This window comes from Streptomyces sp. Y309, assembly GCF_056712025.1.
In genome coordinates this window covers 3701009-3726533 of the sequence record NZ_CM160048.1, presented here as the reverse complement: position 1 = coordinate 3726533, position 25525 = coordinate 3701009, and the positions used below count along the sequence as shown (strand labels likewise).

Genomic DNA, 25525 nt, shown 5'->3' with positions numbered 1-25525 from the left:
TCACTTCACGCAGGTCGGGTCCTTGGCGGGGAGCCTGCCCGTGGCCAGGTACGCGTTGACCTTGCCGTCCACGCAGGCGTTGCCGTACTCGGCGTAGAGGCCGTGCCGGTTGGCTCCCTTGACGGTGAGCAGCTTGGATCCGGGCAGCCGGTGCCGCAGCGCGACGCTGCCCTTGTACGGGGCGCGGGGGTCGCCGGTGGCGGCGACGATCAGCGCGCGGGCGTCGTGCCGCACCTCGGTGGGCCGCTCGCGCGGGGCGTCCCAGAAGGCGCACGGGGTGATGTTGTTGGCGAGCGGGCCGAACAGCGGGTGGGCGGCGCGGCTGCGCTGTACGTCCCGCCAGTAGCGCTCGGGGTCGCGCGGCGCCGCCACGTCCCCGCAGAGGATCGCCGTCTGCGAGCTGCCGAAGGGGGACTCGACACCGGTCAGCGCGAACCGCAGTGTGTCGCCGAGGCTCTGCGACACTCGTGTCGGTTTCCCCGCCGTGGCCCTGGCCAGCACGGACACCGTGTCGGCCAGGGCCGCGCGGCCCGTGTCGGTGTCGTCCGCGTTGCCGTTCACGAGCAGCAGCGGCACATGGGTGTCGTCGATGCGGTACCTGTGCGGGGAACCCGGGGCGGTGCCGAGTGTCAGCCCGTCCGCGGACTTCTCGACGACTCGGTCGATGGTGGCGAGCACCTGAGTGCGGGTGCGGCCGAGTCCGTACGTGCCGTGCCGCTTCGCCGCCCACGTGGCCCAGTCGGCGAGGGCCCGCTCGTTCTCGCGCTCGGCGCCCCGCATCAGCCGGGGCTGGTACCGCGCGGTGTCGAGCGCGCCGTCGAGCACCATCCGGTCGTAGCGGCCGGGGAACATCTGCGTGTAGACCGTGCCCAGGTAGGTGCCGTACGAGTAGCCCAAGTACGAGATCTTCTTCTCGCCGAGCGCGCCCCTGATGACGTCCATGTCGCGAGCCGTATTGCGAGTGGTGACATGCGGCAGCACATCACCGTTCGTCGCCCGGCACTTCTCCTCGAGCCGCTTGTGCAGACCGACTTGGCGCTCGAAGCTCGCCCTGCCGAGTCCGGCGGAGAACACGGTCGTGCTGACGGGCCATCCGCAGTCCAGCGGGGTGCTGCGGCCGACGAAGCGCGGGTCCATGCCGATGACGTCGTAGCGCGCGCCCACGCCCTTCATCGCCTTGCGGATCTCGGGCCCCGAGTAGAGCGTCTGGCCCCCGGGGCCACCGTTGTTGAGCAGCAGCGGGCCCACGCGGTGGCGGGTGTCGCTGGCCTTGATCCGCGATATCGCGACGGTGATGGTACGGCCGCCGGGGTCGGCGTAGTCGAGCGGCACCGTCACGTTCGCGCAGCGCGCGCCCGCCTTCTCCAGGTACTTGCCGCCTTCGTCGTCGGCTCCGAGGACGCAGCTGCGCCAGTCGAGGCGCTGGTCGTAGTACCGGGCGAGCCCGGATTCCGGCGAGGGCGCCGCCGGGGTGGCGTTCGCCGCCTGGGCGGTGAGGGCCGTCGTCGCGGTCACTCCCATGACCGTGAACGCCGTTGTGCACAGGGCGAGTTTCAGTTTCATACGGAAAACGCTAGAAGTCCGGGCGTTCACGCACACTCCGGACAACCCCCGGCCTTCCGGGGGGAAATCCCCAGCTCCGCTGAAGTGCCCGTGCCCGTGCCTGTGCCCGGGGCTCTGGCTTGGTGGGCCAGTGACAAGGAGTGACCGAGGCCGCCCGGGTTGGGGAGTGTGGCGCTTCCGGGGCGGGCGTCAAGGGCGCCCTTCGGGCGTCGGCTCCGCCGATTCCGCTGCGCTCCACCCTTGACCCCCACCCCTACAGCGCGAGTTGCCGTTGGCCGGGCGGCCGGGGGTGAGGCGGCGGGGGGCCTCCGGTGGCGGCGATTCGGTTTCTTTGCCGGGTGCGGCCCGGCACAGACGCACACAGCACCCCCGGAAGGTGACCCAACGGTGCCGCTGGGTGGGCGGTCCGCCTGATTCGCCGGGTGGCGGGTCGGTCGTTGGGGCGCTGGGCCGGGCTCTCTGACCTACTTCGGAAAAGTTGTGCGAGGCGTGCGTGGGGTAGTGCGGGTGGGGAGGGGGCGCGAATGGGTTGGAGTGCGCCACCTCGCGCGCTGCTCGCAACTTTTCCGAAGTAGGTGTCGGAGGAGGGGCAAGGGGTGGGGGCTGGCCGCAGTCGGCGGCGAAGCCGACGGAGGAGCCGCACCCGGCGGTGATGGGTAGCCACCCCGCTACCGGGCCCGCACGTTCCCCCGGGCCGCGAGGGTTCAGGCAAGAAGATCCGGTCCGCCCCCGGCGGCGAAACCGTGCCCTCCCACCAGCCGGGCCCGTCCGTTCCCCCGACCGTGAGGGGTCACGCAAGAAGATCCGGTCCGCACTCGGCGACGAGACCGATTGGCCGCCACCGGAGGCTGCCCGCCGCCCCCTCCCCGGGCCGCCCGGACAACAGCAACTTGCGCTGGAGGGGCGGCAGTCAAGGGTGGAGCGCAGCGGAATCGGCGCAGCCGACGCCCGAAGGGCGCCCTTGACTTCCGTCCCGGAAGCGCCATTCTGCCGACCTCCGGGCGGCCACGTTCACCTGCACGCGCAGGGGAGAAAGTCGCTCCATGCGGCGGGGGTTATGGCGAGTTGGGGACCGTCGGGGTTCTTGGAGTCGCGGATGTGGATGGTGTCAGGGGTGGTGGCAACTTCTACGCACTCGGGTTCGTCGGCCGTGCTGTAGCTGCTCTTGACCCACTCCAGCGTCATGTCTCTCCCCGCACTTTCTCGATGAAGGCCAGTGACTCACGGGGCGTGAGAGCCTGTGCCCGGATCATGCCATAGCGCATTTCGAGGGTCTGGAGCTCTCGCGGATCGGTGATCACTCGGCTGATTAGCTGGACTGCGAGGTGTCCGAGGGTGGTTCCGTTCTTGAGCTTGAACACGGTGAGCGACCCGCCGAGCCCGGCGTTCTCCTCGCGGTCCAACGGCAGGACCTGAATGGACACGTTCCGCAACTGCCCGACCTCCAACAGACGTTCGAGCTGCCTGCGCATCACCATTCTGCCCCCGTTGGAGCGCCGCAACGTCGACTCGCACTGCACGAAGCCGAAAACAGGCAGCCCTGACGTGTTGTCGACGATCCCTTGTCGAGCCATGCGACCGGCTACTCGCCGCTCCACCTCGTCTTCAGGGAAGGGTGGTTGCCGGTTCCGTACCTCAGCTTCCGCGTACTCCTCGGTCTGCAGCAGCCCATGGATCACCGAGTTGTTGTACGTGCAGAGCTCCACCGCCTGCTGCTCCACCTTTGCGAGGTCCCGAACCTTCTTCGGGTACCGCGCCCGCTCCGCGTCGGGCTTCAACGCCCGCAAGTGCCCGTTGGTGTTGAGAACCTCGTCCGCCCGGTCCAGGAACTCCGGCCTGGGAATCCGTGCCCCGCGCTCCACCTTGTGGATGAGGTTCTCCCCGTACCCCATCAAGTCGCCGAACTCAACGGCTCGCAGCCCAGCGGCCTCCCGCCAGAGCTTGATCTGCCGCCCGATGAGCTCGGCGATGGCGCTCGACTCGTCGTCGGCGTCAACCTCCCAGCCGATGTCGTCCTCGTCCATGCTCAAGGCGGACCTCCCCAGGTCACGGGTACGGCCGGTACGGGTCGGGGACAGGACCGTACAGTCACCGTACGCACACGAATCATCACTGTTCAGGCTAAGCGCCAGCGGCCACGCTGAGTTATGTGAACCGAGAAATCACCCGCCCCAAGGCCCAAATGCCCGCCCCCGTCCGCCGCTTCAGCGTGCAGCTGTCCGCCACCCGCAGGGGAGCCCGCCTCGCGAGGCTGCTCGCGACCGAGCAACTGCGGTCGTGGGAGGTCCCGTTCGAGGCCGCAGGCCAGATCATCGCCGAGCTGGCGAGCAACGCCGCCGTGTACGGACGCGTGCCCGCGAGGGACTTCCGGCTCGCGCTGACGGCGAGCGATGAGGTGCTGCGTATCGAGGTGATGGACACGCGGGGTGACCGGTTGCCGGAGGTGCGGGAGCCGGACGGGGAGGACGAGACGGGCCGGGGCCTGCTGATCGTGGCGGCGCTGGCGGACCGGTGGGGCGTCGAGCTGGGCCCGGAGCCGCTCAAGACAGTGTGGGCGGAACTGGACGTCTAGACGAGAAGTCCCCGGCCGTTCATTCCCACTCTCCCGCCTTCGCCTTGGTCGCCAGCACGTGCAAGCCGCGCGCCGCGGGAGAGCCGGGTTCGGCGGCGTAGACGGTCAGGGCCTGGTCGGGGTCGTCGGGAATGCGGAAGGTCTCGAAGGAGAGGTCGAGTGCGCCTACGGCCGGATGGTAGAGGGGTTTGTGGCCGTGGGTTTCGTCGCGGACGGTGTGGTCGGCCCACATACGGCGGAAATCCTCGCTCTCCTCGGACAGTTCGGCGATGAGCTGCACCACTTCCTCGTCGTGCGGGTGACGGCCGGCGTCGACGCGCAGAAAGGCCACGGTGTCGTCGGCCTTCTTCTGCCAGTTGACGTAACGCTGCCGTGCCGTCTCGTCGAGGAAGGTCAGCCGCGCCAGGTTCCGGCGCTCGTACGGCAGGTGAGGGAAGTCCGCGATGAGGATGCGGGCCAGGTCGTTCCAGGCGAGGATCTGCAGGCGGCGGCCCACCACATAGGCGGGCGCGTTCTCCAGGGTGTCCAGGATGCGCTGCAGGCCCGGCCTGACCTGCTGCTCCGGCGAGGAGCCCGCGTCGCTCGGCCTGGGGGCGCCGCTCCTGGAGTGCACCAGGGCGTGCAGATGCTGCCGCTCGGTCTCGTCCAGCTGCAGCGCCTGGGCGATGGCGTCGAGGATCTCGGCGGACACCTTGCCGCCGCGTCCCTGCTCCAGGCGCACGTAGTAGTCCACGCTCACCCCGGCCAGCTGCGCGAGCTCCTCCCGCCGCAGTCCCGGCACCCGGCGGCGAACCCCATATCCCTTCAGGCCCACATCCTGCGGGCGCACCCGCGCCCGCCGGGAACGCAGGAATTCGCGCAATTCCGATCGACGATCCATGCGTCCATCATGCCGTACGGCGAGGGTGGTACCGGGAAACCCAGGATGGGCGTACCCAGGGTTATCGGAGGCTGGTTTTCGCGTGCCTAGGGGGAGAGCGGGCATACGTCTGAGCTTGGCTCCGGGGTGGGTGTGCGCGCACAGTGGATGTATCGCCGGAAAAGCCGATAGGGGCGAACCGGCGGAAGGATTCTTAAGGACAATCCCCCCACCTGAAGGAAATGTCATGAGCGACAAGCTGCGTATCGTCATCGGAAGTGACTTCCGCGGATTCGAGTACAAGGAAGCCATCAAAGAATTCCTTCAGAACGACCCGCGGGTCGCCTCCGTGCAGGACGTCGGCGTCACCAAGGACACCAACACCGGCTACCCGCACATCGCCGTCGACGCCGCCGAGATCGTCGCCGACGGCGAGGCCGACCGAGCCCTGCTGATCTGCGGCACCGGCCTCGGCATGGCCATCAGCGCCGGCCTGGTCCCCGGCATCCGCGCCGTGACCGTCAACGACGCGTACCAGGTCGAGGGCTCGGTCCTCCTCAACAACGCCCAGGTCATGACCATGGGCCAGATGAGCGTGAGCCTGCACCACGCCCTCGCCCTGGTCGACCAGTGGCTCGGCCTGCGCTACGACCCCACCTCCGAGTGGGCCCCGCTGATGGACGCGATGGTCGCCTACGAGGCCGAGTACGCCCAGAAAGGCGCCTGACCCAGCCCTCGGATTCCACTCCTGCAACCGAAGTTCCACTCCTGCAACCGAAGGAAGACACCCATGCCCGCCCCGAAGATCCTCATCGTCGCCGGTGACGCCACCGAGGACCTGGAGCTGTTCTACGGACTCCAGCGCCTGACCGAAGAGGGCTACCACGTCACCATCGCCGCCCCGAAGGCCAAGAAGCTCAAGCTCGTCTCGCACGACTTCGACGGCACCTATGAAGGCACGTTCACCGAATTCCCCGGCAAGTCCTGGCCCGCCGACCTCGCCTTCGCCGACGTCGAGCCCGACGACTACGCCGGCCTGTTCGTGCCCGGCGGACGCGCGCCCGAATACCTGCGCCACGACCCCGACTTCCAGCGCGTCGTCAAGCACTTCTTCGCCGCAGACAAGCCCGTCGCCCACACCTGCCACGCCTCGATCGCCCTGGCCCCGCTCGGCGTCCTCAAGGGCCGTACGACGACCACCTTCCCGGGCGTCTCCCCGGAGGTCGAACTCGGCGGCGGCACCTTCGTCGACGACGCCCCGGTCGTCGACGGCAACCTCGTCGGCGTACGCGACTGGTCGGAGAACCCGCAGCTCTTCCGCGCATTCCTCGCGCTCCTGCGGCAGAGCGCGCCGGTGACGGCCTGATGCACTGCTTCGACTGCGCCGCACTCGGCCATCACACGACCTCGACGGCGATATGCCAGGAATGCGGCGCGGCCCTGTGCCACCGGCACACCGTCACCGTCGAGCGCGAGGCGCGCCGGGCGGCAGCCGGCCTGGGACGCACCACCTCGCCCGTCCCGGCCCGCCGCCTGACCTGCCTGATCTGCCACCGCGCCCAGCAGGCCGCATGACGGGGCCGGTCGCCGCTGTGGGCGGAGCTGGATGTTCCGGGCGATTCGCTGACGCCTGGGGCGAGTTCAGCGCGTACGCGCGGTCGCGGGAGATCTGTCTGGAACGGCGCCGTACGGGGCGCCCCGGGCGCTTCGGGCTTCGGTCAAGTCGCTAATCTCCGTACGTATGACCGAAATTCAAACTCGCGACGAACTCGGGGGTGAGCTCGCGAGACCCCCGGCCCGCCGCGTCCTGCGGTTCGCGGCGGGCGCCACCGCGGCCTTACTCCTCGCCGACCTCGCCACGCGCGCCTACAACCACTACGACGCCATCCCGGGCGTACGCAGGTTCGTGAACGTCGACGTCGAGGCGAACCTGGCCACCTGGTGGAACAGCACGCTGCTGCTGGCCGTGGCGGGCGTGGCGCTGACCGCCGCGCTGCTCAGCGGGCGCGACGCGCGGCCCGGGCGGCTGTCCTGGCTGGGACTTGTCGCCGCGACAGCACTGCTCAGCATCGACGAGACGGCGTCGCTGCACGAGCGCCTCGGCGAGGTCGGCAAGTCGTGGAAGGAATGGGCGGGGGGCTCGCTGCCCACGCACGCGTGGGTGCTGCCGGGCGCGGTGCTCGCGGCGGCGGGCACGGTGTGCGCCGTGCTGTGGGCGCGGAAGCTCACGCGTGATCTGAGGTACGGGCTGCTCGGCGCGCTGGGGGTGTATCTGGGCGGGGCGTTGCTGGTCGAGGCGTTCAACGGCTGGGCGCATGCGCACAGTCACAGCACCACGCTCATGCTGGGCACGCTCGTGGAGGAGGGGCTTGAGATGGGCGGCTGCCTCGTCGCCCTCGCCGTCCTGAGCCGGTACGTGCTGCTTGAGCGTGACCCGGCGTCCGGGCGCGCGGTGGTCCGGCTACGGGACGGGTAGGGCGGCTGGGACGGTCAGGGCGGCTGGGACCGGTGGGTGCGCGGGGCGGTCCGGCTGGGCGGCGGCGGGTGAACTCGGCCTGTGGGAAGGTGTTGGCGTATCACTCTTGGAGGTGGGTGGGGCATGCCTGAGCTTCCGCGTGAGGAGCAGTTGGCGGCCGCGTTCGTCGACCTCGCCGACACCTTGGTGCGGGACTTCGACGTCATCGGATTCCTGCACTCGCTCGCCGAGCACTGCGTGGACCTTCTGGAGGTGGCCGCCGCCGGGGTCCTGCTCGCCACTCCCGGCGGCCAGTTGGTGGACGCCGCGGCCTCGGACGAGCGCACCCGCGAGCTGGAACTGGCCAGCATCGAGTGGGACGAGGGCCCCTGCCGGGACTGCTTCCGGACCAAGAAGCAGGTTCCCGACGTGCCGCTGGCGACGCAGGGAGCCGAGCTGCGGTGGCCCCGGTTCGCCCCGCGGGCCGTGGAACTGGGGTTCACCTCGGTCGTGGCGGCCCCGCTCCGGCTGCACAACCAGGTGATCGGGGCCCTGAACCTGTTCCGGGACCGGCCAGGACCCCTGGACGAACCCCAGTTGCGGCTGGGGCAGGCACTGGCCGACACCGCCACCATCGGTGTCCTGCAACAGCGGGCGGTGAGTGAGCAGATGACGGTGACCGCGCAACTGCAGGCCGCCCTGGACAGCCGCGTGATCATCGAGCAGGCCAAGGGCTATCTGGCGAACCGCCGCGGCACCGGTGTCGAAGAGGCGTTCACCCTCATGCGCCGCTACGCCCGCGACCACCAGACACGGCTCACCGAGATCGCCCGCCAGGTCCTGCAGGGCACGGCCGACGCGTCGCTGCTCACGGGGCGCGATCGGTGAAGCGTCGGCCCATCGGTGCCGACTGGTGGGCTCAACGCCCGCCGACCTGCATGGTGTTGGGAAGGGGGTGCCTCCTGTGGCCCACCCGGTGATGGCCGACTATCTGCGCACCCTCAGCTCCCACACCGGCCCCGGTCTGGCACCAATGCCCCTCGCGGCCTGCGCCGACATGCTGGGTCTGGACGGGCTCGGCCTGCTCCTGGCCCCCGGCGGCAGCCAGGGCGAACTCGTGCAGTCCTACGGCGAGCGCACGCTCGCGCTGGAGGACCTGCAGCAGGTCCAGGGCCAGGGCCCGAGCCTGGACGCCGCCCGCCACGGCGCCCTGATGCTGCTGCCCGACGTGTCCGACGCCGCCACGTTCGCCGCCGACCGCTGGCCCGGCCTGCCGGGCGCCATCGAGGCGCTGGGCGTACGCGCGGTGTTCTCGTTCCCCCTGCGCATCGGCGTCATCGCGCTCGGCGCGCTCACCGGCCATCGCACCCGGCCGGGACCGATGTCCACCGACCAGCTCACCGACGCCTTCGGCCTGGCCGACACCATCGCCCAGATCACCGTCACCACCGCCACCCACGCGGCGCTGCCCCGCACTCCACTCCTCGACGACCCCGGTCTCCACTTCGCCGAGGTCCACCAGGCCACCGGCATGCTCGCGGACCAGCTGGGCACCGACTGCGACCACGCCCTGATCCGGCTGCGCGGCCACGCCTTCAGCAGCGACCGGCCCCTCCTGGACATCGCCCGTGACGTGCTGGCGCGCCGACTGCACCTGGACGACAACGGGAACGGCATGTAGCAGGAGGGCCGGCCTGCCCGCAGCTTGTTCGCGCAACCCGTCGGCAGGCCAACCACGGCGCATTACCCTGGAGTGCCGACCCAGATCCCGTTGGTGACCGGTCCTGATGGACACCTACCTCCGGAGAAGAGGGTCGCCATGACCCCACCCCCTGCAATGGTCTGCGTCAAGGACGTCCGCCCCCACGGAACCTGCACCCTGGTGGTCCTGTGCGGCGAAATCGACGTCCACACCGCACCCGGCATCACCTGGCACCTCGACGCCCTCACCCACACCATCGGCGCCGACTTGCTGATCGACCTGCGTGCGGTCGAGTTCATGGACTGCTCCGGCGTACGGCTCTTCGACCGCACCCGAGCCCGGATCAGCGGCCCCGACGGGCGCCTGCGTCTGATCTGCACCCGCCCCGCGACCCTGCAGCTGCTCAACCATCCCCAACTGCGCCTGGAATTCGACATCCTGGACCGGCTTCCCGTCCCCGTACCGCCACAGGCCGCGGCCTGACCGACGCGAAATCGCCCTGGGCCCGCGCCCCCGGCGAGACTACGCTCACCAAGCGGCCCCGGACCCCGGTCTGCCGTGCGCCTCCCGTCGCCGGGTATTCCCGCGCCCGGCGTCCCGGTCGAGGCAACCCGGCCGCGGCTCCATGGGGAGTGGTTCCGCGGGCCGGGGCCACGGCTGCCCGCACCGGCAGGATCCGCCGCGTCGGCAGGATCGGGCGCACCGGCAGGATCCGCCGCTCAGGCGGCCCCGCGCCGGGCGCCGAAGATGCCCCAGCGCAGGTGTCCCGCACGGGCGGCGTCGACCCAGAGGGGCAGGTTGGCGAGCAGACCGTCGACGTACGCGGGGCTGATGGTGGCGCGCAGGTCGGCCTCGTGGGCGCGGGTCTCGGCCAGCAACCGGACGTAGTGCCGGGTGAGTTGGTCGCTGTGGTCGTCGAACTCGACGGGCGCCAGGCCCAGCGCCGTGAGCTGGTCGACGTAGAAGTTGGGCGTGGCCAGGGCGTCCACGCCGAGGCGGGAGACGACGGGGTGCAGCGCCTCGGCGGGCGTGTCCTCGGCGGCCATGATGTCGGTGAAGGCGAGGGCCCCGCCGGGCTTCAGTACGCGCGCGGCCTCGCCCAGGACGCGGGGCCGGTCGCCGCTGTGGCAGAACGCCTCCAGGGAGCAGACCGCGTCGAAGTGGTTGTCGGCGTACGGCACTTGGTGGAAGGAGCCGGTGACGACCTCGATGAGCCCGTCGAGGCCGCGCTTGGCGTTGGCCGCGCGGTGGCGCTCGTTCTGGGCGGCGCTGAGGTTGAGGGCGACGACGCGGCAGCCGAAGCGGTCGGCGAGGTAGCGGGCGGTGCCGCCGTAGCCGGAGCCGAGGTCGAGGACGCTCCGGCCGGGGCCGAGGCGGTCCGCGAGCCGGTCCGCGAGCCGGTCGGCGAGGCGCTCGACGGTGCGCCGGGAGGCGTCGGCGACCGGCTCCGCGTCGTGGGCGTAGATGCCGGTGTGGATGTCCTCGCCGCCCCACACGGCGTCATAGAAGCCGTCGACGTCGCTGGATTCGTAGTAGCTGCGGGTCGCGTCCTCGTTGCTGCCCAGTGCGGTGGCCTTGTCGGCCCTGGCGGTCTTGGCGGTCGTGTCGGTCTTGTTCTCGTTCATGCGCGCTGTCCCCTCGCTCCTCCCCGTGCCGCCGCTGTGGCGGCTCCCCAAGCGTGGGCGCCGCCACGGGAAGCGATCAAGGGCGCCAAGTCGGCCAACAGGGGTGTGGAGTTGGGCCTCTCCGCGCCCCCGTCGGCCGGTCCCGTACCGCCTGAGGCGCTACCTGAAGCGCACCGAGCGGAGCTTCAGGCGCTCGGAGGCCTGGCCGCCGTGGGGACGCAGGACGTAGGAGTCTCCGTCACAGTGCGGGCCGGTGAAGACGGTGGCGTACTCGTCGGTGTGGTTGAGCGGCGAGTGCGCCGGGCTCGACGAGGAAGGGTTGCCGACCTCCGGCAGGGTCAGGCACTCGTAGCTCGGCGGGTCGGCCAGGACGCCGATCCGCGGGGAGCCGTCGAGGCCGCTGTACGTGTAGAAGAAGTGGCCCTCCGCCGCCGAGGCGGAGGTGGGCAGGGCGATGGCGAGCGCGAGCGCGCCGAGGGCGGCGCCGGCGGTGGAAAGAAGGCGCATGAAGGCACTCCTTGGAGAGAATTGAGCGGCGCCGGAAGCCGTGGCGCCCGCCACGGTTTCCGTCATGACGTCAACGGTTTCGGACGGGGGGCGGGGCGCCCAGGGGGTACGGCCCCTTGCGGTCGGGAAGGCCGCCCGGCGGCTCGGGAAGCCGGAGCAGGAACGGGGTCGCCAGGAGGAGGAGTCCGGTCACGGCGATCGTCGTGCGGGGGGTGGTGGCGGTGGCCAGGAGGCCGCCCAGGGCGGTCAGGGCGGCGACCGTCGTCCTGGTGGTGATCGTCCAGGCGGACAGGGTGCGGGCGACGCGGTCGGGCGGGATGTGCTTCAGGCGGTGAGTGGCGTACACCGGGTTGAAGACGCCCATGCAGGTGATCAGGCCGAGCTCGGTGACCACGACCAGGACGAGTCCGGTGGGGCCCGGGTGGACGAAGGCCAGGCCCAGGGACCAGCAGGCGCGCAGGGTTCCCACCGTGCGCAGGATCCTGTGCTCGCCGAAGCGGCGGACGAGGGGGCGGGACAGGCGGGAGCCGATCAGACCGCCCACACAGGGGAGCGCGAAGGCTAGGCCGTACTGCCAGGGGGCGAAGCCCAGTTGACCGAGCATGAGGACGGCGAGCGGGGGAGCTGCCGCCATGATCAGGGCGCTCACCAGGACCGTGTTGAGGAACAGGGGGCGCAGGGTGGGGTCGGCGAGGATGAACCGCCAGCCTTCCGGGAGGTCGCGGGCGCGGAGGCGGGGTGGGGTGCGCGCGGCCTGCCGGGTGGCCGGGTGCTCGGTGCCGCCGTCGGCCGGGTGCGGCTCGGTGCCGCCGATCGCGCGGATCCCCGCCGCCGACAGCAGATAGCTCACCGCGTCCGCCGCCACCGTCACCACCGGGCCGAACATCCCCACCGCCGCCCCGCCGAGCGGCGGCCCGAGTGCCGTGGCCGTCCAGGACGTGGACTCCAGGCGGCCGTTGGCGGTGAGCAGGTCCTGCGGGCGTACGAGCGACTTCAGGCAGGCCCCGGCCGCCGCACCGAACGCGATGTCGGCCGCGGCCACCAGCACGGAGACCGCGAGGAGTTGGGCGAAGGTCAGGGCGTCGAGGGCGTAGGCGGCCGGCACGGTCAGGAGCGCCGCGCAGCGGATCAGGTCCATCGCCACCATCACCGGACGCTTGCGGCGGAACTCCACCCACGGACCGAGCGGCACCGCCACCACCGCCCCCACCGCGAGCCCCGCCGCCGACAGCAGCGACACCTGCGCCGGTCCCGCGTGCAGCGCCAGGATCGCGATCAGCGCGAACGCGTCGAACGCGAACCGCGTCCCGAACGCGCTGACCCCGTACGCGGCCCACAGCCACCCGAAGCCCCGGCCCAGTGACCGCCGCCGCCCGTCCGCCGTTCCCGGCTTCCCCATCCCCGGCTTCCCCATCCCTGGCTTCCCCCTTCCAGGACAACCTCGCGTTGACCCGGGGAATCAAAGCCAGGCGCTGGCCTCCCCCGCAAACAACCAGGGGGACATCCCGTACAACCAGGAGTTGTGCACGTACCGCGTAAGGTGGCGGTGTGGATCTCAACGCCGTACGCACCTTCGTCGCCGCCGCCGACACCGGGCAGTTCCAGGAGGCCGCCGCCGACCTGGAGATCACCCAGCAGGCCGTGTCCAAGCGGGTCGCCGCGCTGGAGGCGGACCTCGGGGTGCGGCTGTTCACGCGCACGCCGCGCGGCGCCCGGCTCACCATCGACGGGCAGGCGTTCCTGCCGCACGCCCGCGCGCTGCTCCAGGCCGAGGAGCGGGCGGCGGCCTCCGTGCGGCCCGGCAGCCGGGCGCTGCGCGTCGACGTGGTCGGCCGCCGGGTGGCGACGGCCGGTCTGCTGCGGGACTTCCACCGCGCGTACCCGGGGACCGACCTCGACGTCGTGACCCTCTTCGGCGCCGACGCGGCGATCGCCGCCCTCCTGGACGGAACGATCGACGCGACCTTCCGCGCGGTCACCATGCCGGGGCGGCGGCTCCCCGAGCACATCGAGGCCGTCCCCGTGTTCGACGAGCCGATGATGCTGTTCACCGGGCCCGCCCACGAGTTCGCGGGCGCCCGCTCGGTCACCCCGGCGCAGCTCGCCGGGCGCCGGATCTGGATGCCGGGCAACACGTCCGGGACCGAGTGGGCCGCGTACTACGACGAACTCGCCGCCACCTTCGGGTTCACGATCGACGTGCTCGGCCCGAACTTCGGCGTCGAGTCGCTCCTCGACACGATCGCGGACTCCGCGACGCTGGCGACGTTCCTGAGCGAGCGGACCCCGCTCGTCTGGCCCGCGGGCCACGACCTGCGGCTCATCCCGCTGCGCGACCCGACGCCCGTCTACCCGCACTCCCTGCTCTGGCACACCGACAACCCGCACCCCGGCCTCGCCGCACTCCGCGACCACCTGCTCGCCACCCGGCCGGACCTCGGGGGTGCGGAGACCTGGCGGCCGGCTTGGGCGCGGTGAGCGGGGCGCCGGGGGGGGGGGGGGGGGGGGGGGCCGGTGAGCCGTCGCGCGGGCCTCAGTTGTACGTGCCTCAGCTCATGTACGCGCCTCAGCCCAGGGCCGCGATGCCCCCGACCGTCAGCAGCTCCAGCTTGGACGCCGCCGTCGAGCCGGGCGCGGCGGTGAGCCACAGCAGCCGCTGGTGGCCGTCCTCGCTGAGCAGGCTGTGGCAGTCGAGTTCGAGGATCCCGAGCGTCGTGTGCACGACCCGCTTGTGGTCGGCCCTGCGTACGGCGACGTCCCGGGTGTCCCACAGCGTCGCGAACTCCTCGCTGCGGCGGCGTAGTTCGGCCACCATGCGGGCGACCTGGGTGTCCCGGCCGCGCCGGGCGGCGACCGCCCGCAGGTCGGCGACGAAGACCCGCGAGTGGTGCGGGTGGTCCTCGGGCGGATAGAGCGCGCGCGACGCCGGGTCGGTGAACCAGCGGTACACCCAGCTCGCGGCCGGGCCCCGGAGCGCGGGCGGCGGCCCGAACAGCGCCGTCGCGAGGGTGTTCTGCGCCAGCGTCTCGTGCAGGTCCGTGATGACCAGGGCGGGCGTCGCGGAGAGCTGGTCGAGCAGGTTCAGCAGGCCGGGCTGCACGTGCGCGGCCGGGCCGTGGGCGGCCGGGGGCACGCGCCGCTCGGCGAGGTGGAACAGGTGGTCGCGCTCGTCGCCGTCCAGGCGCAGCGCGCGGGCCAGCGCGGCCAGCGTCTGGTCGGACGGCTGGACGCCGTGCCCGCGCTCCAGCTCCGTGTAGTAGTCGGCGGAGAGTCCGGCCAGTTGGGCCACCTCTTCGCGCCGCAGGCCCGGCACGCGCCGCCGCGGGCCGACGGGCAGGCCGACGTCGCGGGGCCGGACGCGGTCGCGCCGGGAGCGGAGGAACGCGGCGAGTTCGGGGAGGTCCACGCCCGCCATCGTGCCGGGCGCGGGGGCGCGGAGCCAGGGGGTGGCGACCCCTGGGTGGGGAGGGGGCTGGCTGGGGACGCGGGGTCCGCGCAGGGTGGGCCTCGGCACACGAACCGTCGGAACCCGAACGACAGATCCCGAACGTCAGATCCCGAACCGTCAGGAAGAGGGCCCACCCATGCCATTCGCCAACCTCAAGGTCCCTGTGATGCGGCGCCGAACCGTGCTGACCGGTGCGGTGGCCGTGACGGCGGCGCTCACCGTGCCGACCGCCGCGCGGGCCCTGGACCGCCTGGACCGCCCGCACGGAAGCGGCTGGGCGCCGCACGCAAGCGGCCGGGCGCCGCATCGAAGCGGCTGGGCGCCGATGCCCCCGGTCGGCGGCGGCCCCCGCCAGGAGCACGGCGTCGCCGCCGTCGGCGGCAGGATCTACGTTGTCGGCGGCATCGTCCCGGCCGCCGACGGCACGTTCGTCACGACCGGCCGCGTCGAGGTCTACGACCCCCGCACCCGCGCCTGGTCGACGGCCGCCCCGCTGCCCGTCGCCATGAACCACCCCAACGTGGCGGCCGTCGGCGGCAGGTTGTACGTCATCGGCGGCCTCGCGGGCGGGGCGTCCTGGGAGGCGACGGGCGAGGCGTTCGCGTACGACCCGCGCGCGGACCGGTGGACGCGGCTCGCCCCCATGCCGACGGGCACCGAGCGCGGCAGCGCCGCCGTGGGCGTGCACGGCGGGAAGGTCTACCTGGCGGGCGGGATGCGCAGCCTCGCGCCGGTTCCGGGCGGCCTCCAGGACACCGTCGACACCGTGTCCTCGTACGACGTGCGGACTCGGGCCTGGGACTCCCTGCCGCGTCTGCCCGAGGCCCGTGACCACGTCGGGGGCGCGGTCGTCGAGGGGTCCCTGTACGTGCTCGGCGGCCGGGACCGGGGGCAGGAGAACGTCCGCGACCAGGTCTACGCGCTCGACCTGGCGCGCCCGCGCCGCTGGGGCGAACGCGCCCCGATGCCGACGCCCCGGGGCGGCATCGCCGCCGCGGCCGTGGGCACGCGGGTGTACACCTTCGGCGGCGAGGGCAATCCGGCCGAGGGTTCGCACGGCGTCTTCGGCGAGACCGAGGCGTACGACACCGTCCGCGACCGCTGGCACGTCCTCGCGCCCATGCCGGTACCCCGGCACGGCACCGCGGCCGCCGCCGTGGCCGGGACGATCCACATCCCGGGCGGGGGCACGATGCACGGGGGCGCGCCGGTGGACACGCACGACGCGTACCGGCCGCGGCGCAGGTAGGCCTGCCGACAGCCCGGGCAGGCCTGCGGAACCTCAGCCCAGATAGCAGGCCGAGACGTAACCCACCACGCCCGTGCGCTTGTTCTGCACCAGTTGCCAGGCCGCGGTCCTGCTGCCGTCGGGGCACTGCACGGTCGGCCCGGAGTCGGTCTGGTACCAGTACGCGCAGTCGCCCTGGTTGGCCCAGCCCACGTGGTCGCCGCCGGGGCGGTTGCGCATGTGGATGGTGGTGCCCTTGAAGTCGGTGTGGGGGCCGCCGATCTCGCAGGCGACGGGGGCCGGGGCGGCGGCCGGGGCGGCGGGCGCCGTGGTGGGGGCGGGGGCCGCGCTCGCGTACCCGGCGGTGAGCGGGGTCAGGAGCAGGGCGGCTCCCGCCACCGCCAGCTTCGTTCGCTTCATCATGAGCGCAACAGTCCCGAACCGGGGCGGAAGCGACAAGAAGGCGCGGCCAGCGTCGGCCGACCGGTGGAGGTGACCCACGGTCCCGCGCGCCCCCGGTAGGCGCCCTCAGGCCTGCGCGGGCCGGGTCGACCGGTAGTGCCCGGCGATCTCGTCCGACGTGGTCACCCACACACCGGGGTGGTTCACCACGTACTCAAGAGCCTGGTCCAGGTACTTGGCGCGGAACGCCTGGCCGATCACGAACGGGTGCAGGGCCAGGGCCAGCACGCGCCCGCTGTCCGCCGCCTCCGCGTCGGCGTGCAGCTGGTCGAGCTGGTCCTTGACGATCTGCACGAAGTCGGGGCCTGTCGTGCTCTTGCCGACGAACAGGCTGATGTCGTTCAGCTCGACGGAGTACGGGACGCTGAACATGCCGGGGACGTTCAGGGCGTACGGCTGGTCGTCGTTCGTCCAGTCCAGTACGTAGTCGAGGCCCAGCTCCTTGAGCAGGTGCGGGGTGCGGAAGGTCTCCGTCAGGGCCGGGCCCATCCAGCCGCGCGGCCGCGTGCCGGTGGTCCGCTCTATGGTCCCGACCACGTCCTTGAGATACGCGCGCTCCTCGTCCTCCGTCATGTCCGCCTGGAAGATCGAGTTGTTCCTGCCGTGCGCGAGCCACGCCCAGTCGCGCTCCCGGCCGGCCTGGATGATCTGCGGATAGCGGTCGCCCACATCGGAGTTGAGCAGCACGCTCGCCCGGACGCCGTGCCGGTCCAGGGTCTCCAGGGTGCGCCAGAAGCCGACGCGCGGGCCGTAATCACGCCAGCCGTAGTTGAGCGGGTCCGGCGCGAGGTGCGCCGTGCCCGGGAACGTGGAGGTCGACGGCTTGTCGACCTCGTAGTGCTCGATGTTGAGCCCGACATAGAAGGCGACCTTGGCGCCGTCCGGCCACCGGATCGGCTCGCGGCCGACGATGGGGCTGTAGTCGTAGAGCTGGTTGTCCATCACATTCACCTCGGAACTGTCCGTGGACGCCGACGGGCCGTCGGCGTCCGGTGAACATGGTTAAACGTTCACACTGATGTGATGGTCAAGCCCTCGCTCGCGACGACGAGGAGTGCCGGTCTCCGGGGTCACTGGTCCCTGGGGTCCTTGGTCTCTGAGGTTCTTCAGTCCCTGGGGTCCTTGCACGCCATCGCCAGGCTGGCGGCGACCAGGAGATCGAGGCCGGCCTCGATGGAGTCGTCGCGTCGGCGGCGGCCGTGCTGGTGGCGATGGTGGTGGCGGTGACGTTGGTGCCCGCGTTGCTGGGGTTCGCGGGGGAGCGGATCGTGGGGCGGCGTGCGCGAGGCGGGGGTGGCCGTGGGACGGGCGGGTCGCAGGACGCCCCTGATGCGGACACGGCGTGGGGAGTCGCCGGGTCGCCGCGGAAGGAGGCGTTCGGGGTGCGCTGGGCGCGGCTCGTCACCGGGCGGCCGGTGGCGGTGCTGCTCCTCGGACTGCTCGGCCTGGGCGCGCTCGCCGTGCCCGCGGCCGACCTGCGCCTCGGGCTGCCGGGCCCGGGCTCGCACGCGTCCGACACTTCCGCGCGCCAGGCGTACGACGTCGTCGCGGACAGTTTCGGTCCTGGTTACAACGGTCCGCTCACGGTGGTCGTCGACGCCTCCGGCGCGGCGCAGCCCAAGCAGGCCGTGGCCCGCGTCGCCGACGAGGTCGGGCGGCTGCCGGGGGTGGCGGCGACGCTGCCGCCTGCGTACGACGCCCAGGGCCGCACGGCCGTCGTCACCGCCGTACCGCAGACCGGCTCCGACAGCGAGCGCATCAAGCAGCTCGTGACCGACATCCGTGACCAGCGCGCCGAGTTGAAGCAGCGCACCGGCGCGGACATTGCCGTCACCGGCACCAGGGAGCGGCTTGTTCCCCGGGTCGACATGGAGGGCGAGGCGCTGGCGGCGGAGCCGCCGGAGCGGCGGCGGCCGGCCGAGGCGCCGCGCGTCACCGTGTGACGGCCGCGGCCCTGAGGGCCCTCAGCCGTGGGCGCGGAGTTCCAGCAACTCGGGGGCGAGGACCGTGACGGCACGGCGCCGTACGTCGATCAGCCTGTCGCGCCGGAGGCGGGACAGCGCGCGGTTGACCGTCACGCGGGTCACGCCGAGCAGTTCGGCGAGGGCCTGTTGGGTGCCGCCGGGCAAGGGCACCGGGCCGCCGCGGGGCGCCGCCGCGCTCCGCTCCAGGAGCCAGGCCGCGACCCGGGCCTCGGCGGGCAGCGTGGCCGTACGGGCCAGCCGCTCCTGCTGTCGGCGGGCGCTCCCCGCGAGCACCCGCAGCACGTGGCGGCGTACCGACGACTCGTCGTCGACCAGTGCCAGGAAGCGCTCCCGAGGGAGACTCCGCACGGCGCAGGGCGTGAGCGCGGTGAGCGTGGCCGTGTGTCCGCCGCCGTCGATCACGGCGATCTTGTCGAGGGCGCAGGGGGCCGCCCACTCCCCGAAGCGCACGACCCGGCCGGTGCCGGTCGTGGCGGAGGCGGCCACCGAGCCGTGCAGGAGGAGCAGGAGACGGGCGGCCGGGTCGGCCGCGTGGCGCAGGACCTGCCCGGCCGGTACCGCGTACGGCACGGACGCCCGCCACAACTGCCGCAGGACGTCGTCCGGAAGAGCCGCGAAGAGCGGCACGCCGCCCAAGGAGTGCCACCGCCCGCGTGTATCACGCGATACAGACCTGGTCACAGCGCGACCGTACCGTCCCCCGCATGTGGATACTCGAACTCGCCTTCAGCGGCCGCCCTGAACGGCTCGCCGCGCGCCCTGCCCACCGCGAGCGCCTCACTCAACTGCACGCCGAAGGACGGCTGGTGGCCGCCGGGCCCTGGGCGGACGACTCGGGCGCGGTGCTGATCTTCGACGTCGACCGCCCCGAACTGGAGCAGATCATGGCCGCCGATCCGTACTACGACGCTCCGGGCGTACGCGTCCACGCCGTGCGGGAGTGGACGCCGCTGGTAGGACCTTGAACGCGCCCCCGCCACCTTGGGCCGTCACTTGGCCCCGCCGTCCAGGCGGACCAGCATCTTTCCGGTGTTGGCGCCGCGCAGGACGCCGAGGAAAGCCTCCGGCGCCTGCTCGATGCCGTGGACGACGGTCTCCTCGGTGCGCAGGAGACCTTGCGCCCGCAGCTCCACCGCCTTCGCGATCCACTCCGGGAACAGGTCCAGGTGGCTGGTGACGAGCATGCCGCGCAGGGTCGCCTCCTGCTTCGCCGCCTGGAAGAGGTTGTCGGGTCCCGGCGCGGGCGTCGTGGCGTTGTACGTGCTGATGGCGCCGACGAGGGCGATGCGGCCCTCCCGCCGGATCGCGCCGATCGCGGCCTGGAGGTGGTCGCCGCCCACGTTGTCGAGGTAGACGTCGACGCCGTCGGGCGCGGCCTGCGCGAGTTGGGCGGCCAGCTCGCCCTGGCGGTAGTCGATGGCCGCGTCGTACCCGAACGTGTCGAGCAGCTTCTTCGTCTTCGCCGGACCGCCCGCCGAGCCGATCACGCGGGACGCGCCGAGCGCGCGGGCCACCTGCCCCGCGACGCTGCCGACCGCGCCCGCCGCGGCCGAGACGAACACGACGTCGCCCTTCTTGACCGGCGCGGTGCGGGTCAGCGCCGCGTACGCCGTCAGGCCCGTCGCGCCGAGCGGCCCGAGGTAGGCGGACGCCGGGGCGAGCGAGGTGTCGACGACCGTCACGGCGGCCGCGTCCAGGACGGCGTACTCGCGCCAGCCCGCGAAGTGCGTGACGGTCGCGCCGACCGGCACGTCCGGGCTGCCCGAGGCGACGACCTCGCCGAGTGCGCTGCCCTCCAGGGCCGCGCCCAGCTCGAACGGCGGCATGTACGAGGGCACGTCGTCCATGCGGCCACGCATGTACGGGTCGACGGACATCCAGGTGTTGCGCACAAGGATCCGGCCATCGGTGCAATCGGCCACGGTGTCCGGGATCTTGGTGGTGACCAGTTCGAAGTCGGCGGGGGAGGGCGAGCCGACCGGACGGGCGGCGAGGCGGATCTCACGGGAGGCGGTCATTGGGGCTCCTTCGGTGGCGATTTCGGCGATGAGGACAAGGTGCCGGAGCCCGCGCACGAACAACTGACGGCCGACGCACGACGAAGCCCGTCCGGCGTTTGAGGACGAGCGCGAAGCGCGACAAGGGGGGAGAGGGGCGCAGCCCCATGAGAAGCGGCCCGGGGGCCCGGGGGCGGAGCCCCCGGTTTCGGGAAAGGGGCGGGCCAGGGGCGCCCCGCGAGGCCCCACGACTACGGTTGCCGCATGCAATTCGAGGTGCTGGGCCCCCTGGCGGTGCGCACGGACGACGGCACGGCCGTCCCCGTGCCGGAGGCGAAGGTACGGACGCTGCTCGCGGCCCTGCTCGTCCGCGCCGGCCACCCCGCGTCGGTGGACGCCCTGGTCGAGGACCTCTGGGGAGAGGGCAGCATCCCGTCCAACCCGGCCAACTCCCTCCAGACCAAGGTCTCCCAGCTGCGCCGCGCCCTCGCCGCCGAGCCGGGCGGCCGGGAGCTGGTGACGTACGGTCCGGCGGGCTACGCACTGCGGATCGCCGACGACGCCGTCGACGCGGGCCGCTTCACGGCGCTGACGGCAGCCGCGTACGACGGCGCCGCCGACCCCCGTACGCGGGTCGCCCTCCTGAGGGACGCCCTCGCCCTGTGGCGCGGACCCGCCTACGCCGACTTCCGCGACGCCGAGTTCACGCGGGCGGCGGCCGCACGCCTGGAGGAACAGCGGCTCACCGCCGCGGAGACACTGGCCGAGCTGCGCCTGGACCTCGGCGAACACGCCCTGCTCGCCGACGAGTTGGCCGATCTCGTGGCCCGCGAGCCGCTGCGCGAACGCCTCCGCGCGGCGCACCTGCGCGCCCTCTACCGGGCGGGGCGCCCCTCGGAGGCCCTGGACGCGTACGAGGACCTGCGCCGTCGCCTCGCCGACGACCTGGGCATCGACCCGGGCCCCGAAGTCACCGCCCTGCACGCCGCGATCCTGCGCCAGGACCCGGCGCTCGCGCCCCCGTCCCCGGCCCTGGTGCCCGCCCCGGCCCGCCCCCGCACCAACCTGCCCGCCCGCGTCACCGACCTCATCGGCCGCGACGCCGAGATCACCCGCGTACGCGACCTGGTCCGCTCGGCCCGCCTGGTGACCCTGACCGGCCCCGGCGGCGTGGGCAAGACCCGCCTGGCCCTGGAGGCGAGCCGCACCCTCGTCAACGAGTACGCGGACGAATTCCCGGACGGCGCCTGGCTGGTGGAACTGGCGGGGACGGGGGAGGGGGTGGCGGAGACGGTGGCGGCGGCCCTGGGCATCCGCGAGGACATATCAGCCCGTCGAGGGGGTCCCTCCCTGCTCCTTAAGAGCTTGGGGGAGTTTGAGGACGAGGCCGAAGGCCGATCAAGGGAAGCCGTCCCACCCGAAGGGGACACCAACCCGGGGGCCCGGGGGCAGCGCCCCCGGTCTCGGGAAGGGGCGGGCTTGGGGAAAGAACCCCTGGCCCAAGCCCTCGCCCAGCGCCACGCCGTCCTGCTCCTGGACAACTGCGAACACCTACTCGACCCCGTGGCCGACCTGGTGGCCCACCTCCTCCGCACCGCCCCCCACCTGCACATCCTCACCACCAGCCAGGAACCCCTCGCCCTGGCCGGCGAAACCCTGGAAACCGTCGCCCCCTTGGCGGAGGAGGAAGCCCTGCGCCTCTTCGCGGAACGCGCCACGGCCACCGCCCCCGGGTTCACCCTGAACGACGACAACCGCGAGGCCGCGGCCCTGATCTGCCGCCGCCTGGACGGCATCCCGCTCGCCGTGGAACTCGCCGCCACCCGCGTCCGCACCCTCGGCGTGCACGCCCTGGCCGACCGCCTGCACGACCGCTTCCGCCTCCTGAACCAGGTACGCCGCGACGCCCCGGCCCGCCAGCGCACCCTGCGCGCGATGATCGACTGGAGCTGGGAACTCCTCACCGCCCCGGAACAACGGGCGCTGCGCCAACTGGCGGTGTTCTCGGGCGGATTCACGCTGGAGAGCGCGGAAGCGGTGCTGCACGAGGCGCCGCACGGAGCGCTGCACGGAGCGCCGCACGAAGCGCCTGGCGAGGCGCCGTACGAAGCTCAGGGCGGAGCGCCGGACGAAGCCCTGCACGCGGCGCCGGACGAGGCGCCGCACGGAGCGCTGCACGAGCCGCTGCACGAAGCGCCGGGCGAGGCGCCGGACGGAGCGCTGCACCACGAGGCGCCGCAGGAAGCGCTGCACAAGGGGCCGGACGAGACCCCGCACACGGCGCCGCACAACCCCCCTGTCCTCGACCTCGTAACCCGCCTCATCGACCGCTCCCTCCTCACCCCCGCACCCCCCACCCCCGACGACGGCACCGTCCGCCACCGCATGCTGGAATCCGTCGCCGCCTACAGCCTCGAACGCCTCGACGAGGCCGGCGAGTCGAAGACCCTGCGCCACCGCCACGCCCTTCACTACGCGGACCTCGCCGAACGCGCCGCCCCCGCCCTGCATGGCCCCGACCAGCGCCGCTGGCTGCGCCGCCTCGACGCCGAGACGGTCAACCTGCGCGCCGCCCTCGACTGGGCCACCACCCGGGCCGACGCCACCCTGACGCTGCGCCTGGTCAACTCCCTGACCTGGTACTGGTTCCTGCGCGGCCGCCTGAGCGAGGCGCTGCGCTGGCTCCGGCTCGCCCTCGCCCCGGAGGCGGGCGGGACCTCGCGAGCGACGACCGGAACCTCACGAGCGCAGGGCGACCCCGCCCGCGCCACCGCCGCCACGCCCCGCGCCACCGCCGCCGCCTCCCGCGCCGCCCTCGGCCTCCTCACCGGCGAGGGCCGCTGCGCGCACGGCGCGGACTGCGCGACCGAGGGCGGGCACGCCGACCGCCGCGCCCGCTGGCTGCTCGCCTTCGCGCGCTGCGGCTTCGACCGCACCGAAGCCGAGGCGGCCCGCGTCGACGCGCTCCTCGACGAGTTCCGCGCCGCGGGCGACCGCTGGGGCGAGGCCGCCACGCTCAGCGTCCGCGCCACCCGCGCCCTCTACGGCGGCGACCTCCCCGCCCTGCGCGCCGACGCCACCCGCGCCGCCACCCTGTTCGCCGAACTCGGCGACCGCTGGGGGCAGTTGCAGTCCTCCGAACAGCTCGGCATCCTCGCCGAGATCGCCGCCGACTACGACGAGGCGGCCCGGCTGCAACGCGAGGGCATGGCCGGTGCCGAAGAGCTGGAACTGTGGACCGACGTCTCCTTCCGCCTCTCCCGCCTCGGCCGCCTCGCCCTCCTCACCGGCGACGACGCCCGCGCCACCGAGTACCACGAACGGGCCGCCCGGCTCGCGGCCCAGCAGTCGCACCGGCCCGCGCAGCAGTTCGCCGAGATCGGCCTGGCCCTCGGCGCCCGCCGCCGCGGCGATCTCGACAGCGCCGAACGGCACCTGCTGCCCTGGCTCGACTTCAACCGCCGCTTCGGCATCGACTCCGGCACCGCGCTGCTCCTCGCCCAGCTCGGGTACGTCGCCGAGCAGCGCGGCGACGCCCCGCGCGCCGAGACCCTGCACCGCGAGGGCCTGGCCGTGGCCCGCGGCACCGGCGACAACCGGGCCGTGGCCCTGGCCCTCGAAGGCCTGGCGGGCGCCCGCTCCCTGGCCGGCGACCACCCGGGCGCCGCCGCCCTCCTCGGCGAGGCCGCCGCCCTCCGCGCGGCCGAGGGCGCCCCCTTGCCCCCGGCCGAAGGCGCCGACGTCGACCGCGCCACCACCCGCTCCCGCACGGCCCTCGGCGCCGCCGCGTTCGAGGCCGCGTACAAAGTCGCGTACGAGGCCTCGTACGAGTACGAGAAGGGGGCCGCGGGCTAGCCGAGAGCCGACCGAATCCGGCGTCAGCCGAGGACCGTCCGGAGCTGGTCGAGGCCCCAGTCCAGGTCCTCCTTGCTGATCACCAGCGGCGGCGCGATCCGGATCGTCGAGCCGTGGGTGTCCTTCACAAGCACCCCGCGGTCCATCAGCTTCTCGGAGATCTCGCGGCCCGTGCCGTGCGCCGGGTCGATGTCGACGCCCGCCCACAGGCCGCGCCCGCGCACCTCGGTGACCTTGCCGGAGCCCACGAGGAGGCCCAGCTCCGCGTGCAGGTGCTCGCCGAGCTCCGTGGCCCGCTGCTGGAACTCGCCGGTGTTCAGCATCGCGACGACCTCCAGGGCCACCGCGCACGCCAGCGGATTGCCGCCGAACGTCGACCCGTGCTCGCCCGGCCGGAACACGCCGAGCACGTCCGCGTCCGCCACCACCGCCGACACCGGCACCACCCCGCCGCCGAGCGCCTTGCCGAGCAGATACACGTCCGGCACCACGCCCTCGTGCTCGCACGCGAACGTCCGGCCCGTCCGGCCGAGCCCCGACTGGATCTCGTCCGCGATGAACAGCATGTTGTAGTCGCTGGTCAGCTGCCTGACGCCGCGGAGATAGCCGGGCGGCGGCACCAGGACTCCCGCCTCGCCCTGGATCGGCTCGATCAGCACCGCCACCGTGTCGTCCGTGACGGCCTCGCGCAGCGCGTCCAGGTCGCCGTACGGCACGATGTCGAATCCCGGCGTGTACGGGCCGTAGTCGGCCCGTGCCTCGGGGTCCGTGGAGAAGCTGATGATCGTCGTCGTGCGGCCGTGGAAGTTGTCGCTTGCCACCACGATCCGCGCCCGGCCGTCCGGCACGCCCTTGACGCGGTACCCCCACTTCCGCGCCGTCTTCACGGCCGTCTCCACGGCCTCCGCGCCCGTGTTCATGGGCAGCACCATGTCCTTGCCGCACAGCTCGGCGAGGCGCGTGCAGAACTCCGCGAACCGGTCGTGGTGGAACGCCCGCGACGTCAGCGTCACGCGCTCCAGCTGCTTCTTGGCCGCCTCGATCAGGCGGCGGTTGCCGTGGCCGAAGTTCAGCGCCGAGTACCCGGCGAGCATGTCGAGGTAGCGGCGGCCCTCCACGTCCGTCATCCAGGCGCCCTCCGCCGAGGCGACCACGAGGGGGAGCGGGTGGTAGTTGTGCGCGCTGTGCGCTTCGGCCGAGGCGATGAGGTCTTCCGTAGCAGTCACGGGGGGCTCCGTTTCTCGCGGGCGCACGTCGTTGTGCGCAC

The 25525-nt window shown here is 72.8% G+C and carries 26 protein-coding genes; 13 read left to right on the top strand and 13 right to left on the bottom strand.

The genetic code is table 11. From position 1 onward, the window contains the following. From AC0KTA_RS14495 to AC0KTA_RS14485, 3 genes are all read right to left on the bottom strand, one after another. Positions 1 to 1563: an alpha/beta hydrolase gene (locus AC0KTA_RS14495; protein ID WP_481055551.1), complete on the bottom strand. Its 1563-nt coding sequence runs from the start codon at positions 1561 to 1563 to the stop codon at positions 1 to 3. A gap of 1011 nt (positions 1564 to 2574) precedes the next feature. Further along, positions 2575 to 2748, bottom strand: coding sequence for a DUF397 domain-containing protein (locus tag AC0KTA_RS14490; protein WP_481055550.1), 174 nt, complete (start codon positions 2746 to 2748; stop codon positions 2575 to 2577). Next, the gene (locus tag AC0KTA_RS14485; protein WP_481055549.1) at positions 2745 to 3587 is read right to left on the bottom strand and encodes a helix-turn-helix domain-containing protein; all 843 of its coding nucleotides are present in this window, start codon (positions 3585 to 3587) and stop codon (positions 2745 to 2747) included. The genes AC0KTA_RS14490 and AC0KTA_RS14485 overlap by 4 nt, the downstream gene beginning before the upstream one ends. A gap of 125 nt (positions 3588 to 3712) precedes the next feature. On the opposite strand from AC0KTA_RS14485, the gene AC0KTA_RS14480 reads away from it, so the two are divergent. After that, positions 3713 to 4135: an ATP-binding protein gene (locus AC0KTA_RS14480; protein ID WP_481055548.1), complete on the top strand. Its 423-nt coding sequence runs from the start codon at positions 3713 to 3715 to the stop codon at positions 4133 to 4135. 19 nt (positions 4136 to 4154) lie between these two features. On the opposite strand, the gene AC0KTA_RS14475 is transcribed toward AC0KTA_RS14480, so the two are convergent. After that, the gene (locus AC0KTA_RS14475; RefSeq protein ID WP_481055547.1) at positions 4155 to 5015 is read right to left on the bottom strand and encodes a helix-turn-helix transcriptional regulator; all 861 of its coding nucleotides are present in this window, start codon (positions 5013 to 5015) and stop codon (positions 4155 to 4157) included. Positions 5016 to 5241: 226 nt separating this feature from the next. On the opposite strand from AC0KTA_RS14475, the gene AC0KTA_RS14470 reads away from it, so the two are divergent. From AC0KTA_RS14470 to AC0KTA_RS14440, 7 genes are all read left to right on the top strand, one after another. After that, a complete protein-coding gene (locus AC0KTA_RS14470) occupies positions 5242 to 5721 on the top strand; it encodes an RpiB/LacA/LacB family sugar-phosphate isomerase (RefSeq protein ID WP_481055546.1) in 480 nt (159 codons plus the stop codon). A gap of 63 nt (positions 5722 to 5784) precedes the next feature. Then, complete coding sequence (locus AC0KTA_RS14465; RefSeq protein ID WP_481055545.1) at positions 5785 to 6360, top strand: DJ-1/PfpI family protein; 576 nt, start codon at positions 5785 to 5787, stop codon at positions 6358 to 6360. After that, the gene (locus AC0KTA_RS14460) at positions 6360 to 6569 is read left to right on the top strand and encodes a DUF2180 family protein (RefSeq protein ID WP_481055544.1); all 210 of its coding nucleotides are present in this window, start codon (positions 6360 to 6362) and stop codon (positions 6567 to 6569) included. The genes AC0KTA_RS14465 and AC0KTA_RS14460 overlap by 1 nt, the downstream gene beginning before the upstream one ends. 166 nt (positions 6570 to 6735) lie before the next feature. Further along, the gene (locus tag AC0KTA_RS14455; RefSeq protein WP_481055543.1) at positions 6736 to 7470 is read left to right on the top strand and encodes a hypothetical protein; all 735 of its coding nucleotides are present in this window, start codon (positions 6736 to 6738) and stop codon (positions 7468 to 7470) included. 123 nt (positions 7471 to 7593) lie between these two features. Next, complete coding sequence (locus AC0KTA_RS14450) at positions 7594 to 8337, top strand: GAF and ANTAR domain-containing protein (protein WP_481055542.1); 744 nt, start codon at positions 7594 to 7596, stop codon at positions 8335 to 8337. Positions 8338 to 8413: 76 nt separating this feature from the next. Next, on the top strand, positions 8414 to 9130 hold the full coding sequence (locus AC0KTA_RS14445; RefSeq protein ID WP_481055541.1) for an ANTAR domain-containing protein: 717 nt from the start codon (positions 8414 to 8416) through the stop codon (positions 9128 to 9130). Positions 9131 to 9268: 138 nt separating this feature from the next. Next, positions 9269 to 9634, top strand: coding sequence for an STAS domain-containing protein (locus AC0KTA_RS14440; RefSeq protein WP_481055540.1), 366 nt, complete (start codon positions 9269 to 9271; stop codon positions 9632 to 9634). Positions 9635 to 9870: 236 nt separating this feature from the next. On the opposite strand, the gene AC0KTA_RS14435 is transcribed toward AC0KTA_RS14440, so the two are convergent. The 3 genes from AC0KTA_RS14435 to AC0KTA_RS14425 all read right to left on the bottom strand — a co-directional run bounded on the left by AC0KTA_RS14435 (position 9871) and on the right by AC0KTA_RS14425 (position 12682). Beyond that, positions 9871 to 10776 carry an SAM-dependent methyltransferase gene (locus AC0KTA_RS14435; protein WP_481055539.1) on the bottom strand — a complete coding sequence of 302 codons (906 nt, stop codon included), beginning with the start codon at positions 10774 to 10776 and terminating at the stop codon, positions 9871 to 9873. Between the two features lie 159 nt (positions 10777 to 10935). After that, positions 10936 to 11283, bottom strand: a complete 348-nt coding sequence (locus AC0KTA_RS14430; RefSeq protein WP_481055538.1) for a hypothetical protein — start codon at positions 11281 to 11283, stop codon at positions 10936 to 10938. A 70-nt stretch (positions 11284 to 11353) separates the two neighbouring features. Continuing rightward, complete coding sequence (locus tag AC0KTA_RS14425; RefSeq protein ID WP_481055537.1) at positions 11354 to 12682, bottom strand: MFS transporter; 1329 nt, start codon at positions 12680 to 12682, stop codon at positions 11354 to 11356. Between the two features lie 149 nt (positions 12683 to 12831). Between AC0KTA_RS14425 and AC0KTA_RS14420 the strand changes: the two genes are divergently transcribed. Beyond that, positions 12832 to 13761 (top strand): LysR family transcriptional regulator, encoded by a 930-nt coding sequence (locus AC0KTA_RS14420; protein ID WP_481055536.1) that lies wholly within the window; start codon positions 12832 to 12834, stop codon positions 13759 to 13761. A gap of 88 nt (positions 13762 to 13849) precedes the next feature. On the opposite strand, the gene AC0KTA_RS14415 is transcribed toward AC0KTA_RS14420, so the two are convergent. Next, a complete protein-coding gene (locus tag AC0KTA_RS14415) occupies positions 13850 to 14689 on the bottom strand; it encodes an MmyB family transcriptional regulator (RefSeq protein WP_481055535.1) in 840 nt (279 codons plus the stop codon). Positions 14690 to 14897: 208 nt separating this feature from the next. On the opposite strand from AC0KTA_RS14415, the gene AC0KTA_RS14410 reads away from it, so the two are divergent. After that, positions 14898 to 15980 carry a Kelch repeat-containing protein gene (locus tag AC0KTA_RS14410; protein ID WP_481055534.1) on the top strand — a complete coding sequence of 361 codons (1083 nt, stop codon included), beginning with the start codon at positions 14898 to 14900 and terminating at the stop codon, positions 15978 to 15980. Positions 15981 to 16013: 33 nt separating this feature from the next. Here the strand turns inward: AC0KTA_RS14410 and AC0KTA_RS14405 are convergent, their stop codons facing one another. Both AC0KTA_RS14405 and AC0KTA_RS14400 read right to left on the bottom strand, forming a co-directional pair. Beyond that, positions 16014 to 16382 (bottom strand): hypothetical protein, encoded by a 369-nt coding sequence (locus AC0KTA_RS14405; protein WP_481055533.1) that lies wholly within the window; start codon positions 16380 to 16382, stop codon positions 16014 to 16016. Positions 16383 to 16487: 105 nt separating this feature from the next. Next, positions 16488 to 17363, bottom strand: a complete 876-nt coding sequence (locus AC0KTA_RS14400) for a polysaccharide deacetylase family protein (RefSeq protein WP_481055532.1) — start codon at positions 17361 to 17363, stop codon at positions 16488 to 16490. Between the two features lie 281 nt (positions 17364 to 17644). On the opposite strand from AC0KTA_RS14400, the gene AC0KTA_RS14395 reads away from it, so the two are divergent. After that, complete coding sequence (locus tag AC0KTA_RS14395; protein ID WP_481055531.1) at positions 17645 to 18364, top strand: hypothetical protein; 720 nt, start codon at positions 17645 to 17647, stop codon at positions 18362 to 18364. 21 nt (positions 18365 to 18385) lie between these two features. Here the strand turns inward: AC0KTA_RS14395 and AC0KTA_RS14390 are convergent, their stop codons facing one another. Beyond that, positions 18386 to 19087, bottom strand: a complete 702-nt coding sequence (locus tag AC0KTA_RS14390; RefSeq protein ID WP_481055530.1) for a Crp/Fnr family transcriptional regulator — start codon at positions 19085 to 19087, stop codon at positions 18386 to 18388. Positions 19088 to 19110: 23 nt separating this feature from the next. Between AC0KTA_RS14390 and AC0KTA_RS14385 the strand changes: the two genes are divergently transcribed. Beyond that, positions 19111 to 19371: a YciI family protein gene (locus AC0KTA_RS14385; protein ID WP_481055529.1), complete on the top strand. Its 261-nt coding sequence runs from the start codon at positions 19111 to 19113 to the stop codon at positions 19369 to 19371. A 24-nt stretch (positions 19372 to 19395) separates the two neighbouring features. Here the strand turns inward: AC0KTA_RS14385 and AC0KTA_RS14380 are convergent, their stop codons facing one another. Continuing rightward, a complete protein-coding gene (locus AC0KTA_RS14380; protein ID WP_481055528.1) occupies positions 19396 to 20424 on the bottom strand; it encodes an NADP-dependent oxidoreductase in 1029 nt (342 codons plus the stop codon). 243 nt (positions 20425 to 20667) lie between these two features. Here AC0KTA_RS14380 and AC0KTA_RS14375 point away from each other — a divergent pair, with 243 nt between their 5' ends. Further along, positions 20668 to 24258, top strand: a complete 3591-nt coding sequence (locus AC0KTA_RS14375) for an AfsR/SARP family transcriptional regulator (RefSeq protein ID WP_481055527.1) — start codon at positions 20668 to 20670, stop codon at positions 24256 to 24258. Between the two features lie 23 nt (positions 24259 to 24281). Here AC0KTA_RS14375 and rocD read toward each other — a convergent pair whose 3' ends face one another. Then, positions 24282 to 25484: an ornithine--oxo-acid transaminase gene (rocD, locus tag AC0KTA_RS14370; protein ID WP_481055526.1), complete on the bottom strand. Its 1203-nt coding sequence runs from the start codon at positions 25482 to 25484 to the stop codon at positions 24282 to 24284. Positions 25485 to 25525: the final 41 nt, after the last annotated feature.

Bases quoted from the DNA above. Each gene is read 5' to 3' on its own strand.
- AC0KTA_RS14495 (WP_481055551.1), bottom strand. From the start codon at position 1,563: ATGAAACTGAAACTCGCCCTGTGCACAACGGCGTTCACGGTCATGGGA.
- AC0KTA_RS14490 (WP_481055550.1), bottom strand. From the start codon at position 2,748: ATGACGCTGGAGTGGGTCAAGAGCAGCTACAGCACGGCCGACGAACCC.
- AC0KTA_RS14485 (WP_481055549.1), bottom strand. From the start codon at position 3,587: ATGGACGAGGACGACATCGGCTGGGAGGTTGACGCCGACGACGAGTCG.
- AC0KTA_RS14475 (WP_481055547.1), bottom strand. From the start codon at position 5,015: ATGGATCGTCGATCGGAATTGCGCGAATTCCTGCGTTCCCGGCGGGCG.
- AC0KTA_RS14470 (WP_481055546.1), top strand. From the start codon at position 5,242: ATGAGCGACAAGCTGCGTATCGTCATCGGAAGTGACTTCCGCGGATTC.
- AC0KTA_RS14465 (WP_481055545.1), top strand. From the start codon at position 5,785: ATGCCCGCCCCGAAGATCCTCATCGTCGCCGGTGACGCCACCGAGGAC.
- AC0KTA_RS14460 (WP_481055544.1), top strand. From the start codon at position 6,360: ATGCACTGCTTCGACTGCGCCGCACTCGGCCATCACACGACCTCGACG.
- AC0KTA_RS14455 (WP_481055543.1), top strand. From the start codon at position 6,736: ATGACCGAAATTCAAACTCGCGACGAACTCGGGGGTGAGCTCGCGAGA.
- AC0KTA_RS14450 (WP_481055542.1), top strand. From the start codon at position 7,594: ATGCCTGAGCTTCCGCGTGAGGAGCAGTTGGCGGCCGCGTTCGTCGAC.
- AC0KTA_RS14440 (WP_481055540.1), top strand. From the start codon at position 9,269: ATGACCCCACCCCCTGCAATGGTCTGCGTCAAGGACGTCCGCCCCCAC.
- AC0KTA_RS14435 (WP_481055539.1), bottom strand. From the start codon at position 10,776: ATGAACGAGAACAAGACCGACACGACCGCCAAGACCGCCAGGGCCGAC.
- AC0KTA_RS14430 (WP_481055538.1), bottom strand. From the start codon at position 11,283: ATGCGCCTTCTTTCCACCGCCGGCGCCGCCCTCGGCGCGCTCGCGCTC.
- AC0KTA_RS14425 (WP_481055537.1), bottom strand. From the start codon at position 12,682: ATGGGGAAGCCGGGAACGGCGGACGGGCGGCGGCGGTCACTGGGCCGG.
- AC0KTA_RS14410 (WP_481055534.1), top strand. From the start codon at position 14,898: ATGCGGCGCCGAACCGTGCTGACCGGTGCGGTGGCCGTGACGGCGGCG.
- AC0KTA_RS14405 (WP_481055533.1), bottom strand. From the start codon at position 16,382: ATGATGAAGCGAACGAAGCTGGCGGTGGCGGGAGCCGCCCTGCTCCTG.
- AC0KTA_RS14400 (WP_481055532.1), bottom strand. From the start codon at position 17,363: ATGGACAACCAGCTCTACGACTACAGCCCCATCGTCGGCCGCGAGCCG.
- AC0KTA_RS14385 (WP_481055529.1), top strand. From the start codon at position 19,111: ATGTGGATACTCGAACTCGCCTTCAGCGGCCGCCCTGAACGGCTCGCC.
- AC0KTA_RS14380 (WP_481055528.1), bottom strand. From the start codon at position 20,424: ATGACCGCCTCCCGTGAGATCCGCCTCGCCGCCCGTCCGGTCGGCTCG.
- AC0KTA_RS14375 (WP_481055527.1), top strand. From the start codon at position 20,668: ATGCAATTCGAGGTGCTGGGCCCCCTGGCGGTGCGCACGGACGACGGC.